Source organism: Actinocrispum sp. NPDC049592 (assembly GCF_040675465.1).
Taxonomy (GTDB): Bacteria; Actinomycetota; Actinomycetes; order Mycobacteriales; family Pseudonocardiaceae; genus Kibdelosporangium.
Window position 1 is genome coordinate 226,406 of the sequence record NZ_JBFAPA010000002.1, and the last position, 14,244, is coordinate 240,649.

Sequence of the window (14,244 nt, forward strand, 5' to 3'; positions counted from 1 at the left end):
TCCTATAGGATCCGAGGATGGCCGATGAAGTCCGCTCTGAAGTGGTCTCGGGCGGGTGCCGCCGCCCTGGCCCTGGTCGCGCTGGCGGCCTGTAGCACCCGTGGGTCGAACACGCCCGCCAACAGCGCCGCGGGAGAGAAGAAGACCGCCGCCCAGGTGAAGGTGGCGCTCGTACCGGGCGGCCCGCACCAGTACTTCCAGCCGTGGAAACCCGCGCTGGACAAGGCGAAGGCGGACTTCGGGCTGGGCGGCACCACGTTCGACGAGACCGCCCAGTGGGACCAGTCCAAGCAGAACAGCGTGATCAACTCGCTGGCCTCGCAGGGGTACACCGCGTTCGGCGTGTTCGGGGTCTCGCCGACCGACATCAACACCACCTTCGGCGACCTGAAGTCCAAGGGGCTCGCGGTGGCCTCGCTGGGCTCCTGCCCGGCCGGTGACGTGGACAAAGCCGACTTCTGCCTGTCCACCGACGTCAACGAGGCCGCGTACAAGGCCGCCAAGGCGACGATTGACGCGATGGGCGGCCAAGGCGTGCTGGTCCACATGACCGGCAACAACGTCGACTCCAACACCCAGCGGCGGATCGCAGGCGTTAAGAAGGCCGTCGACGAGTCCGGCGGCAAGGTCACGCTGATGACCACGGTCACCGACGTGGACAAGGACCTGCAGACCGCGCAGAAGGCCACCTCCGACCTGCTTTCCTCGCACGGCAAGGAGATCAACGGCATCGTCACCACCGCGTACAACCCCGCGGTCGCGGCGGCGGCCGGGGTGAAGTCGGCCGGGCTGCCGATCAAGGTGGTGGCCATCGACGACGACCCGCAGATCCTGGCCGGCATCAAGGACGGCTCGGTGTCCGCGACCATCGCCCAGAACCCGACCGGCCAGGCCTACATCGGATCGTGGGCCTTGGCACAGCTGGCTTCCGGCGCGTGCACGGTCAGGACCCCGGGCGTGGTCGTCGACTCCGGCTCGTTCGCGGTCACCAAGTCCAATGTGGACACATACGATGCCGAGCGCAAGGCCAAGACCGACCAGCTCAAGTCGCAGTTCTCCGGCAACGTCCTGCAGTGCGCGTGAAGGGGTCCACGGGGTGGTAAAGGTCAGCAAGGCCGAGGCGTTCGTCGTCAACCTGGCCGTCGAACAGGTTCGCACGGACGCGGTCCAGGCGTTCCTGTCGCAGGAAACGGTGTTCGTGGAGGTGACCACGGACGACGGGGCCACCGGGCTCGGGTACTCGTACACCATCGGGACCGGCGGCTCGGCCGTCCTGGCGCTGCTGCGCGATCACCTGCTGCCCCGGCTGGTCGGGCAGGACGCGCGGCGGATCGAGGGGATCTGGCTGGACCTGATGGCCTCGACGCGGGCCACCACGGTCGGCGCGATCACGTCCCTCGCGCTGGCCGCCGTGGACACCGCCTTGTGGGATCTGCGTTGTGTGCGCGCTGGTGAGCCGCTCTGGCGGGTCGCCGGCGGGTTCCAGCCCTCGGTCCCGTTGTACGACACCGAGGGCGGCTGGCTGCATCTGTCCATAGCGGACCTGGTCAAGGGCGCGCGTGCGGCCCAGGACGCGGGCTGGGGCGGGATCAAGGTCAAGGTCGGGAAATCTTCGGCGTACGAGGACTACGAGCGGTTGTCCGCGGTGCGTTCGGTGGTGGGGCCGCACTTCGACCTGATGGTGGACGCCAACCAGTCGATGACGTTCGCCGAGGCGCTGCGCCGGGTCGAGGCATACGCTCCGATCGGGCTGTTCTGGCTGGAGGAACCGATGCCGGCGGACGATGTGCGCGGCCACGCCCGGCTGGCCCGCGCCACGTCCATCCCGATCGCGGTGGGCGAGTCGATGTACTCGGTCGCCCAGTTCCGCAACTACCTGGAACAGGGCGCGGCTTCAGTGGTGCAGGTGGATGTCGCCCGGGTCGGCGGGATCACGCCGTGGCTCAAGGTCGCGCACCTGGCCGAAGCGTTCAATGTGGACGTTTGCCCGCACTTCCTGATGGAGCTGCACGTCAGCCTGGTCGCGGCCATTCCCAACGGCCGCTACGTCGAACACATCCCGCAGCTGCGCGCGATCACCACCGCGGAGATGGACATCGCCGGCGGCCGCGCCATCGCCCCGGAAACGCCGGGCCTCGGCATCGCCTGGGACCGGGACGCCCTGGACAACCGGAGAATCGCGTGAAGACCGAGACTCCCGAGGTCGAGGCCGCGCCGGCTCCGGTCCGGCGCTCCGTCAGCCGGGTCACGACCATCCTGGCCGATCAGCGGACCGGACTGGTGCTGCTGATCGTCGCTCTGGTGATCGTGTTCGGGTCTTTGCGGCCGACGTTCTTCGACGAGCAGTTCGTGGTCTTCCCGTTGCTGCGGGATATCGCGACGCTGACAGTGGTCGGGCTCGCGCAGCTGGCGGTGTTGTCGATCGGGCACCTCAACATCGCCGTCGGGCGGATGGCCGCGTTCGGCGCGATGTTCACCGGGATGTCCTATGACCTCTGGCATTTCCCGTTGTATGCCGGGCTTGTCGTGGGAGTCGTCGCGGGTGCGGCGATCGGGGCCTTGACCGGGTTGATCATCACGGCATCGGGCGTGAACTCGTTCGTGGTGACCCTGGCGATGGACTTCGCGTTGCTGGGGTTGGTGTCCCTTGTGTACTCGGAGCTGACCGAGGCCGCGGCGTTCACGACGAAACCGCCTGGGATGCAGGAACTCCGGCAGTACTCGTTGGCGGACCTCTGTGTGGGGCCGGTGTGCGGGTCTTCGGCGATCCCGCAGCTGGCGATTTTCGCTGTGCTGGCGATGATCCTGGTCGGGTACCTGTTCTCGCGGGCCCGGACCGGCCGGGAAATGCTGATGGTGGGCTCGAACCCGGTCGCCGCCGAACTGTCCGGGATCGCGGTGAACCGCCGGATCGTTGGCGCGCATGCGCTTTCCGGTGCGCTGGCGGCTCTGGCCGGGTTCATGCTCGCGGTCACCGGTGGGTCGTTCACCGCGGGGATCGGCGGGGAGCTCATGCTGCCGTCGTTCCTGGGACCCGTGCTGGGCGGAACTTTGCTGACCGGCGGGTTTGTTTCGGTTCTGGGAACGTTGCTTGGCACGTCGCTGACTCAGGTTGTCCGGCAGGGTTTGACGATGCTCGGCGCGAGCGTGCAGAGCCTGTCGATCTGGCTGGGCGCGATCCTGCTCGCCGCGTTGTCCGTGGACCGGGTCCGGCAGGTCTTCACCGAGCGGAGGGCAATGAGCCGATGAAGACGCTCAAGACCACCGAGGTCACCCTGCTGGCCCTCTCGCTCGCCGGGTTCATCGCGCTGGCGATCGCCTCGAAGGGGTCGCTGCTCAGTGGATCGGCGATCGAGACGCTGTTCGCTTATGTGGCCGTCCCTGTCCTCATTGGACTCGCTCAGCTGGTCGCGTTGTCCGTGGGGCAGATGAACCTGTCGGTCGGCGCGCTGGGCGGGTTCGTGGCCGTGGCGGGTGCGATCGTCATGGCGGACAACGGTGTTCCCGCCTGGCTGGCCGTGGTGGGTGCGCTCGTGCTGGGTGCGGCCGTTGGGGCGGTCAATGGGTTCCTGGTCGTGCTGACCAGGATCAACGGGTTCATCGTGACCCTGGCGACGATGACCATCCTTACCGGACTCCAGTATCAGCTCGTTGGTACATCAACGATCTCGAACTACTCGCCGGGCCTGCGTGAGGTCGGTCAGGCCGGCATCCTGCACATCCCAGTGGTGTTCATCATCGCTTTGGTGGTCGCGGGCGCGCTGGCGGTGTTCATGCGGCGCGCGATCTGGGGCAGGCAGTTGCTGGCCAGTGGCGGGAATCCCTTGGCGGCCAGGCTGTCCGGCATCTCCAACGACCGGTCGATCGTGCTCGCGCACTGCCTGTCCGGGTTGCTGATCGGCGTCGCCGCGGTGGTGACGCTGATGTCCGCGCCGGGTGTGAACCAAAGCATTGGCGGCGACTGGCTGCTGGCCAGCTTCGCGGCGCCGATCATCGGTGGCGTGGCGCTGGCCGGCGGGGCTGTCTCAGTATCCGGGACAGTGCTGGCCGCGTTCATCGTCCGGCTGGTGGACGTCGCCCGCGCCCAGTTCTCGCTGAACCCCAGCTGGGTCAACTTCGTGGTCGGGGCGGTCGTGCTGGGCACGGTCGTGCTGACCCACCGCCGCCACGGGGCTGCCTGATGTTGATCGCGGAGAACCTGGTGAAGGTGTTCCCTGGCGTGCGCGCGCTGGACGGTGCGTCGCTCCGGATCGCGCCGGGGTCGGTGCACGCGCTGCTTGGGGAGAACGGTGCGGGGAAGTCCACCCTCATCAAGGTCCTCACCGGAGTGCACAAACCGGACAGTGGCACGCTCAGCATCGACGGCCGGCCGGTGACGTTGGACTCGCCGCACGCGGCGGTGCGGGCCGGAGTCGGCGTGGTGCACCAGGAACGCAACCTGGTGCCCGAGTTCTCAGTGGGTGAGAACATCGTGTTGCGGCAGCTGCCGGCCAAAGGCGGGCTGCTCGACCGCGCGGCCGTCCGGGCCGAGGCGCGCCGATGCCTTGACCTGCTGGAACTTGACCTCGACCCGGACCGGAAAGTCCGTGGCCTGCCCGTTTCCCAGCTCCAGTTGATCGAAGTGGCGAAGGCGCTGTCGATGGACAGCGGGGTGCTGCTGTTGGACGAGCCGACAACAGCGAGCACGCCGAGTGAGGTCGAGCGGTTGTTCGACGTGATCCGGCGGCTGCGTGACAGCGGCACCGCGATCCTGTTCGTCAGCCACAAACTCGAGGAGGTCTACGCCTTGTGCGACACCGTGACGGTATTGCGTGACGGTGTGTCCGTGCTCGAGTCGGTGCCGTTGGCGGAGCTGGACCGGACGGACCTGATCAGCGCGATGGTCGGCCGCGCGCACGAGGCGGTCTCGCTGCCGGACCGCCCGGCGGCTGAGCCGGAACCGGTTCTCCAGCTCGACGGTGTGAGCACCGCCATGGGGCACAAGGACATCTCGCTGTCCCTGCACCGCGGCGAGGTGCTCGGCCTGTATGGGCTGGTCGGCGCGGGTCGCAGCGAACTGGCCAAGGCGCTGCTCGGCTTTTCCAAGATCACTGCGGGTGATCTTCGCGTGCGTGCTGAGTCCGTCCGGATTCCGACTGTGCGCGAAGCATTGCAGCGCCACCGGATCGGTTACGTCCCGGAGGACCGCAAGGAGGAAGGTCTTTTCCTCGACCAGCCGGTGGCGAGAAACATCGCGGTGACGGTGTGGAACCGGATCCAGCGCAAGATCGGCGGAGTGCCCGCGAAGCGTGAACGCGCTCTCGCGGCCGATCACGTGCAACGACTCGGGATCCGGTTGTCCAGTACTGGCCAGCTTGCCGGGCAGCTCTCCGGCGGAAACCAGCAGAAGGTTAGTCTCGCGAAATGGCTCGCCGCCGACACCGAGATCCTCATCATCGACGAGCCGACGGTGGGGATCGACGTGCGGACCAAGGCGGCCTTTCACGAACTGATCTGGCAGCTGGCCGCGGACGGGCACGCGGTGCTGCTGATCACCAGCGACCTTGTGGAGATGGTGACCTTGGCCGACCGGATCATTGTGATGCGCGCCTTCGGAGTTTGTGGTGAGGTGGTCAACACCCACTCCTACGAACCGATGAGCCGAGAGGTTATGGGACTCATTCACGCAGACGCATGAGAAATGGCCTGCTCCGGATCGACCTGACCACCGGGGAGTCCCGCACCACCCCGATGGCGTCGCCGCTGGATGTACTGCTGGAGACCCGCCCCAGAACGCCGGTCTACCACGTCGATCAGCCGATCGTGTTCGGCACCGGCCGCCGTGCGCTGGCCATGACCCGGTTCACGCTGACCGCCAAGTCGCCGCTCTCGGGCGGGGTGGCGGAGTCCAGAGTGGAAGGTCCGTTCGGTCCGGCACTGGGCGACACCGGTTACGGCGGCATCGTGCTGACCGGCCGCTCGGCCGCCCCGTGCTACGTGGTGATCCAGGACGGTGAGCCCCGGATCCTCGACGCGAGCGACCTCTGGGGCCTGGACACCTACGAGACGACCGACCGCCTGGTGGACCGGCACGGCGATGACATCCACGTGGCCACCATCGGGCCGGCGGGCGAGAACATGGTCCGGTTCGCCAGCCTCATCACCGACCGAGGCTACGCCGCCGCGAGAATGGGCGCGGTGTTCGGCGCCAAGCGGTGCAAGGCGGTCGTCGTCATCGGCGGCACGGCGCCCGACATCGCCGACCCCGTCGCGCTCGCGCGGGTGACGAAGGACTACACCGCCCGGATCCCGCTGAACCCCTTGACCCGCACCGAGTACGAGCCGCCCGGGTTCGGAGCGTGGCCGGCTGCCGGGCTTGAGGGGTATCTGGGTGTGCGTAACTACAGTACGGCGCAGGTGCGGTTCAGCTTCGGGCCTTCGGACTTCAATACCCACCTGACCCAACTGGCGGACGGGTGTCCGGGATGTCCGCAGGACTGTATGAAGTCCTTTGACGGCAGCCCTTTGCATCAACAGGCGGTGGCGGCTTTCGCTTCCAACCTCGGGATCGACGACCTTCCGACGGTGCTGGACTTGAACACCCGGTGTCTGCGGTGGGGTGTTGATCCGGTCTCGTTGTCGGGAGTGCTCGCGTTTGTGTGCGAGATGCCTCGGGGGCCTCGGTTCGGGGACGTCGGGGCGTTGACCCGGCTGGCTGAGGATGTCGTCTGGCGGTCGGGGAATGGGGTCGTGCTCTCGGACGGGGTGGCTCGAGCGGCCAAGACCCTTGGGCGGCACACGGTTCCCTACGCCATGCACTGCAAGGGGATCGAGATGTGCATGTTCGATCCCCGGGGGAACCAGGGGCTGGCGCTTTCCTACGCTGTGCATCCACTGGGGCCGCGGTATGACGGGGTGGAGCATGACATCGACTTCGATCCCGTGTGGGGGGAGGAGTTGTTCATCGCCAACGCCGGGCTGCCCGCTGGGATCCCGATGGCGGAGCTGACTCCGTCCAAAGTGGAGCTTGTTGCTTCGCTGATGGAGTTGTGGAGTGGGTACGATGCTATGGGCGTCTGTATTTTCGCGGCTCCTCCGACGCGGAATTTGACCGAGGCTTCCGCCGCGGAGCTTGTCGGGGCGGTGACCGGGGTTGCCGCCACTCCCGCTTCGGTTCGGGCCGCTGGGCGGGCTCGCTTGCAGGCGATGCGCCGGTACAACCTCCGGGAGGGTCTGTCGTCGGCTGATGACACCCTTCCGGATCGGTTTTTCACGCTGCCTGTTGATGGTGGGCGGTTGGCTGGGGCCATTTTGGACCGGCCTTCTTTTGAGGGGGCTGTTGTTCGGCTACGGGAGCTTTTGGGGTGGGCTCACTAGGTCTTGCCGCTGCTTCTTGACGGTTGTGCTTCTAGGTGGGGTCTGTCCTCGTCGGGCGGCTGACATCCAGCTGGGTGAAAGAGCGCTCGCCGCGCGGCAGCGCCACCCAGAGGGGGTTCAGGGCACGAAGGCGGGGTCTGGTGTGCTTGCGCGCTTTGCCCGTGGGACAAGGGGGTCACCAATTCCGGTGAAGCCCCATCAAATCCCGGGATCTTCCGCCTTGGTGCGGGTAGTGTTGATGCTATGCAAGGCAGTGGAAACCATTGGGGTAAAACAAAAGAAGAGATGGTTGCTGCCCTGCAGGATGTCGAGGCGCAGGGTCGGCGGATCGAGTACACCGGGCTGGAGTTGGTGGCCCACCTGAACAACCAGGGCCTCGCCACCGAACTCGGCTACTCCAACCCCGCCGCGCTGCTCGTGCACGCGTTGCGGATCTCGCCCAAGGAAGCCAAACGCCGCCTGGCACAGGCGGAAGAGCTGTTCCCGAGCATCACCCCTACCGGGTCGGTGATCGAGCCTGCCCTACCCGCGACTGCCTCTGCCTTGGCCGCCGGAGACATTGGCTCCGAAGCTGTGGACGTCATCCGCAAGACCCTCAAGGACTTGCCGGATCTGGAGCCCGAGAAGCTGGCGCTGGCGGAGTCCACGATGGTCGCTCAGGCCGCCGAGGATGATCCGAATGCGTTGGCCCGGTTCGGTACTAGGGTGCGCAACATCGTGGACCCGGACGGTCCGCCTCCGCCCGATCCGGAACCCAAGCAGCCCGACCGGATACTGCACATCCGCGCCCGTCGGGATGGCGGCCTTGACTTCCGCGGCCATCTGCCCGCCGAGGACGCCCATCTGCTGCACCCGGTGATCAAGAAGGGTGAGCAGCGTCCCACCGACCGTGCCGACGACCGCTGCCAGGCCGAGCGCACGGCCGATGCCTTCGTGGAAACCCTGCGCATGGCCGCCCAGTGCCCGTCTCAGCCGACGAAGAATGGCCTGCGCACGCCGGTCGCCATCACGATCTCCTATGACGATCTGCTCAAAGATCTCGACGACCGCATCCTTGTCGGTCCGGACACTTACCTGACCGCGAGGGAGGCCCGGCGGATCGCGTGCGACAGCCACCTGTTCCCTGCAGTCCTCGGCAGCAAGTCCGAACCCCTCGACATCGGCGTCAGCTCCTACACCGTTCCCGCTCACATCCGCCGGGCACTGATCCTCCGGGATGGTGGCTGCGCCTTCCCGAGCTGCGGCGCACCGGCCAGCGCCTGCGACGCCCACCACATCATCCACTGGCGCAACCACGGCCCAACCAAAGTGGACAATCTCGTACTTCTCTGCCCCCACCATCATCGGTTGGTGCATCGCAGTGACTGGACCATCCAGATGGTCGATCGCATCCCGCGGTTCATTCCGCCTGCGTACATCGACCCGCACCGCCGTCCGCGAACCAACTCTGCCCGAAGATCCATACCTACCGCCGCCTGACCCCAGGGACCTCGCCATTCCTGGGGCTCAAGGGGTGCCCGTAGTAGGCACGGAGCGCGGTTCGGTTTTACATGGGTGGCGGCGGCCTTGAACTTGCCAGTGCGGCAGGTCCAGAGCCAGCAGGTGATCGAGCGTGGACCTTAAGCAGAAGCCCAAAGAGCCCGCGCTGAACCCTCGCCATCCCCGAGCGAACCCTAGGCCCGACCTGAACCGACCCCGTCCCCGCGCTCACTCGTCTGGCAGGGACTTACTCCTGGCCGTAGACCTTCACCAGGCGGTCCCGGGACGACTCCAGGTGCCGCCGCATCGCCGCGCGAGCCTCATCAGCCTTGCCTTGGAGGATCGCGTTCACGATGTCCTCGTGTTCGCGCATCGTTTCCTCCGCTATGCCTACTTTGAAGTACAGGCGGTAGCTGTGGGTGTGGGCGTGGAGGCGGGTGAGGGCGTCGGAGATGAGGGGGTTGCGGGAGGCTTCGGCTATCAACCTGTGGAGGAGGGCGTCTTGGGTGGCGAAGTCGCGGTAGGCCTGGTACTTGTCGCCGGCGGGGTGGGCGGACATGTCTTTGATGAGGGTTGTCAGTTCGGTCTGTTGGGCCGTGGTGCTGTGCTTGGCGGCTAGTTCGGCTGCGGCCGGTTCCAGGAGCAGGCGCATCTCGTAGAGGTTGTCGAGGCTGACCTGGTCCATCAGCGGCGCGACGATGTAGCCCGCGTGGGGTCGCTTTGCCACCAGGCCGTCGGACTCCAGTTTGGTCATCGCCTCCCGTACGGGGGTGGGGGACACCTGGAGCTCGCGGGCAATGCCGTCGATCGACAGCCGCGCGCCGGGGGCGAGGTCGTGGTCCATCAACATGCCCTTGATGGCCTCGTACACCGTGTCACGCAGCATGGTTCGCGGCGGCGGAGTCATCCGCGGCACGGGCACCGAGGAGTTCTGCCCCACTTCGGATCATCCCCCTTCAGCCGGTCGCTACCTCGTGAATCTTAGGGCCGCGTGGCGACAATCAGCCGTTGACGCGGTCCGCCCCGCAGGGTAAGAAGATTCAGGTTTCGTATCTGATATCTGATCCTAGCTCATTTCCCGCCTGGTCACAGGGAGGAATCGACGATGACGTCGAGATGGATCGCCGCGGCGATCGGGGGTGCGCTGGCGTTCACCGTCGTGGCGCTGCCCGCGTCGGCCGGCCCCGCCACCATTGTCTACGCCGCGCCGAACGGCAACGGCGCCGCCTGCACCCGCCAGGCTCCCTGTTCGATCACCCAGGCCCAGCTCAAGGCCCGCGGCCAGCGCGACCTCACGGTCAGCCTCGCCGGCGGCACCTACCAGCTCAGCCAGCCGCTGACCTTCACCGAAGCCGACTCCGGCGCCCCCGGTCACCCGATCCGCTGGCAGGCCGCGCCCGGCCAGACCCCGGTGATCAGCGGCGGCCTGCCGATCGGCGGCTGGCAGCGGTTCACCGGGAACGTCTGGAGCGCAAGGGTTCCCAGCGACCTGACCACGCGCCAGCTGTATGCGGACGGCGTCCGCCTGCCTCGCGCCCAAGGCGACCTGCCGGTCGGCCTCACCCAGACCGCCACCGGGTTCACCGCCGCGAACACCACGATGTCCGGCTGGCGCGACCCGGACAAGATCGAGTTCGCGTTCACCGAAGGCCACGGCGCCTGGACCGAGCCCCGCTGCGGGGTCGACAAGATCAACGGCGTCACCATCACCATGGACCAGCCCTGCTGGGACAACATGAAACTGCCCGACGACCCGCGCGGCCCGTTCGGCGACAACCCCTCCGGCGGCTTCCCGAGCCTGCCCGGCAACGCCGTGCCGTCCCGTGTGGAGAACGCGTTCGAGCTGCTCAGCGACGGTGAGTGGTACCTCGACGAGGCCCGCGACACCATCTACTACCAGGGCCGCCCCGGCGAGGACGTCCGGAAAAAGAACTTCGTCGCGGCCAAACTGGACAGTCTCGTCCGGACGACCACCAGCTGGACCGCCCCGCTGCACGACGTCTCCTTCGAAGGCCTGGAGTTCGCCTACGCGACCTGGCTGCAGCCCAGCACGCCCGAAGGTTTCGTCGAGATGCAGGCGAACATGACCCTCACCGGGCCGGGCGCGAGCAAGAGCCAAGGTCTGTGCCAGTACTCCGAACCCAAGGGCACCTGCCCGTACGGCGCGTGGACCAGACCAGCCGCGGCGGTCGACCTCACCGGCACCAGGAACGTCACCTTCCTGCGCAACACCTTCCAGCACCTCGGCGGCGCCGGACTCGGCTTACAGCACGGCGTCCAGAACGATCTGGTGCAAGGAAACACCGTCACCGACGTGTCCGGGATCGGCATCCTGCTGGGTGCGATCGACGATCCGCAGCCGCTGAACGGCGACGAGAACGAGATCGCCACCGGCAACACCATCGACAGCAACTACGTGCACCACACGGGTGTCGAGTTCCCCGGGGCGCCCGCGATCGTCAACGGCTACTCGCGGCAGACCAAGATCACGCACAACCAAGTGTCCAATGTGTCCTACAGCGGCATCTCGTCCGGCTGGGCCGGCTGGCACACCAACTCCGTGACACCGCACGACAACCCGAACATCAACGCGGACAACACGATCGCCAACAACGTGATCTACGGCCACATGGGCGTGCGGCACGACGGCGGCGCGATCTACACCAACGGCCCGCAGGGCACGAGCTTCGAACACGGCCTGACCGTGCAGGGCAACGTGAGCTTCGCCGGGGTGTTCACCTCCTTCAACGTCTACAACGACGAAGGCGGCGACTACGTCACCATCACGGGCAACGTCCAGTACGCCGACCCGGGTGGGTTCAACGGCGGCTGCTCGACCACCGGCCACATCCGGATCAAGGACAACTACCGGACCGGTGCGCTGAACTGGTTCGGCTGCCCGCCCGCGCCGGTCGGCATCGAGGTCCTCGACGGCAACAAGCAGATCTCGCAGAACCCGCAGGCAGGCGAGGTGCCCAATGCGGTGCTCGCCGCGGCCGGGCTGCGCCCCGAATTCCAGGACCTGGTCACGAGATCCGCGCCCGAGGTGGTCTTGGTCAGCCCGACCTGCACGGACGACCTGCTGATCTCCGGCTCCGGGTTCACCGGCAAGGCCAGGGTGACCATCGGCGGCCGCCCGGTCCAGCCGGTCACGTACATCGGCCCGAGCCAGCTCAGCGTCAAGCTGCCGCAAGGAGTCAACGGCGGCGCCATCTCGGTGACCACCAAGGCCGGGACCAGCTCGGCGAGCGCAGGTTCGTTGCTGTCGCCCTGTCGCAGTCTAAGCACGACCTTCAACAACGTTGGCATCACAGACGACTGGAACCGTGGACCGGGCAATGTGGACGGTTACGGCTACAGCTACTCGGCGCAGGCATTGGCGCAGCGCGGGATCATGCCTGGCTCGCCGGTCCGGACGCACGGCGTGACGTTCACCTGGCCGGCCGCGTCGGCGGGCTCACCGAACAACACGTTGGCAGCAGGGCAGTTCGTGGGTGTCTACGGTCAGTCCGACACCCTCGGCTTCCTGATGACCAGTACACATGCGACAGAGGGCAAGGGCACGGTCTACTACACCGACGGCTCCATCCAGGAGTACACGATCGGCAGCACCAACTGGGCCGACGGTCTCCAGCCGGGCGTGGTCCCCGCGATCACGGCGCCGTACCGCAATGGTCCGGGCGGGCAGGACACGCGGCCGGTGTGGATCTTCTACTCGGGGGTGGCGATCGACCCGCACAAGACCGTGAAAAGCGTTCGCCTGCCTAATATTTCCTCTGAGATCGACGCGAACACCCCGGCCATGCACATTTTCGCGGTGGCCCTCGGCGGCGGCCCGGACCTCGCGCAAGGCAAGATCGCGCGTGCTTCAACGGAGGTCTTCGGCGGCCTTGCGAGCCGCGTGAACGACGGCGACTCGAACGGCTCTTGGTACAACAACTCCGTCAGCCACAGCGACATCCAGGATCACCCGTGGTGGCAGGTCGATCTGGGCGCGTCGAGCCAGCTGCAGACGATCAACGTCTGGAACCGTACGGACTGCTGCGCCGATAGGTTGAACGACTTCTGGGTGTTCGTCTCGGCCACGCCGTTCGACACGAGCCTCGCTCCGGCCGGCCAGGCCAAGAAGAACGGCGTGTGGTCGGCGCACATGACCGGTGCCGCACCGGTTGTGACCACGGTGCAGCCCAATGTGTCTGGCAGGTATGTGATGGTCCAGCTCAACGGCCGGAACTACCTGTCGCTGGCCGAGGTCGAGGTGTTCGGCGGCAAACCGTCCACTGAGGACTGGGTCGGCACGTGGGGTGCGGCGCAGGCGGCACCGGCCTGGTGGGCGCCCAACGGGTTCGCCAACCGCTCGGTCCGCAACGTCCTGCACTCCAGCGTCGGCGGCACTTCAGCGAGGGTCAGGTTCTCGAACCGCTTTGGCACCAGCCCATTGGTGGTGGACAAGTCGTCGATCGCCCTGGGGGTCAGCTCCGAGGTGCCGGACGTCAGGCCGGGCACCATGCGGCAGTTGACGTTCTCCGGGCAGCCGGCGGTCACCATCCCGGCCGGTGCGGAAGTCCAGAGCGACCCCGTGAACATGATGTTCCCGGCCGACACGGACCTGGTGGTGAGCCTGTACACCTCGCAGGGATCCGGCCCGGCGACGTACCACCCGGCGGCCAACCAGATCAACTACCTGACCACGACCGGGGACCACGCGCTCGACGAGTCGGGCGTGGGCTTCGACCAGAAGATCGGGTCCTGGGTCTACGTCGAGGAGATCGACGTGCGCGGCTCGGGGGCGAAGGGGACCGTGGTCACGTTCGGCGACTCGATCACCGACGGCGGCTACACCACGACGAACTCCAACCACCGCTGGCCGGACTACCTTGCCGACCGCACCAAGGACTTCGGCATCGTCAACTCCGGGATCAGCGCGGGCAGGCTGATGCTCGACGGCAGCAACCTGGACTGGGGCCGCAGTGGCCTGGCGAGGCTTGATGACGACACCATCAACCGGACCAACGTCAGGACGGTGATCCTGTTGCAGGGCATCAACGACATGATCCACGACCCGCGCAACGACCGCCCGGACGAGTATGCGGCGGCCTACCAGGAGTTCGTGGCCCGCATGCACGCGAAGAGCGTACGGGTGCTGGCCTCGCCGATCACCCCGTTCAAGGGCTGGGAGGGCTACGACGAAGGACTGGAGCGGACCCGTCAGGGGATCAACGACTTCGTGCTCCACAGTGGAACGTTCGACGGCGTCGTGGACTTCGCCTCGGCGCTCGCCGATCCCAGCGACCCGTTGAAGATCCGCCCGGAGTACGACGCCGGTGACCACCTCCACCCCTCCGACGCGGGCAACGCCGCGATGGCCGCAGCAGTCGACCTGGCCAAGCTGTGAAGCCGGTTGGGCCC

Annotated in this window: 9 protein-coding genes; 8 read left to right on the forward strand and 1 reads right to left on the reverse strand. The window is 66.9% G+C overall.

Annotated elements, in window-relative coordinates; translation table 11 throughout:
* Positions 1-24: 24 nt before the first annotated feature.
* The 7 genes from AB0J95_RS07660 (at position 25) to AB0J95_RS07690 (ending at position 8,835) form a co-directional block, all read left to right on the forward strand.
* Positions 25-1,083, forward strand: coding sequence for a sugar ABC transporter substrate-binding protein (locus AB0J95_RS07660; RefSeq protein WP_364753867.1), 1,059 nt, complete (start codon positions 25-27; stop codon positions 1,081-1,083).
* A 13-nt stretch (positions 1,084-1,096) separates the two neighbouring features.
* On the forward strand, positions 1,097-2,185 hold the full coding sequence (locus AB0J95_RS07665) for a mandelate racemase/muconate lactonizing enzyme family protein (RefSeq protein WP_364753870.1): 1,089 nt from the start codon (positions 1,097-1,099) through the stop codon (positions 2,183-2,185).
* On the forward strand, positions 2,182-3,249 hold the full coding sequence (locus AB0J95_RS07670; RefSeq protein ID WP_364753872.1) for an ABC transporter permease: 1,068 nt from the start codon (positions 2,182-2,184) through the stop codon (positions 3,247-3,249). Before AB0J95_RS07665 ends, AB0J95_RS07670 begins: the two co-directional genes overlap by 4 nt.
* The gene (locus AB0J95_RS07675) at positions 3,246-4,181 is read left to right on the forward strand and encodes an ABC transporter permease (RefSeq protein ID WP_364753874.1); all 936 of its coding nucleotides are present in this window, start codon (positions 3,246-3,248) and stop codon (positions 4,179-4,181) included. The genes AB0J95_RS07670 and AB0J95_RS07675 overlap by 4 nt, the downstream gene beginning before the upstream one ends.
* The gene (locus tag AB0J95_RS07680) at positions 4,181-5,677 is read left to right on the forward strand and encodes a sugar ABC transporter ATP-binding protein (protein WP_364753876.1); all 1,497 of its coding nucleotides are present in this window, start codon (positions 4,181-4,183) and stop codon (positions 5,675-5,677) included. The genes AB0J95_RS07675 and AB0J95_RS07680 overlap by 1 nt, the downstream gene beginning before the upstream one ends.
* Positions 5,674-7,356, forward strand: a complete 1,683-nt coding sequence (locus AB0J95_RS07685; RefSeq protein WP_364753879.1) for an aldehyde ferredoxin oxidoreductase C-terminal domain-containing protein — start codon at positions 5,674-5,676, stop codon at positions 7,354-7,356. Before AB0J95_RS07680 ends, AB0J95_RS07685 begins: the two co-directional genes overlap by 4 nt.
* A gap of 243 nt (positions 7,357-7,599) precedes the next feature.
* Complete coding sequence (locus tag AB0J95_RS07690) at positions 7,600-8,835, forward strand: DUF222 domain-containing protein (RefSeq protein ID WP_364753881.1); 1,236 nt, start codon at positions 7,600-7,602, stop codon at positions 8,833-8,835.
* A gap of 247 nt (positions 8,836-9,082) precedes the next feature.
* Here the strand turns inward: AB0J95_RS07690 and AB0J95_RS07695 are convergent, their stop codons facing one another.
* The gene (locus AB0J95_RS07695) at positions 9,083-9,706 is read right to left on the reverse strand and encodes a GntR family transcriptional regulator (RefSeq protein WP_364753884.1); all 624 of its coding nucleotides are present in this window, start codon (positions 9,704-9,706) and stop codon (positions 9,083-9,085) included.
* A 234-nt stretch (positions 9,707-9,940) separates the two neighbouring features.
* Here AB0J95_RS07695 and AB0J95_RS07700 point away from each other — a divergent pair, with 234 nt between their 5' ends.
* Positions 9,941-14,230, forward strand: coding sequence for a GDSL-type esterase/lipase family protein (locus tag AB0J95_RS07700; protein WP_364753886.1), 4,290 nt, complete (start codon positions 9,941-9,943; stop codon positions 14,228-14,230).
* The last annotated feature ends 14 nt before the right edge of the window (positions 14,231-14,244 follow it).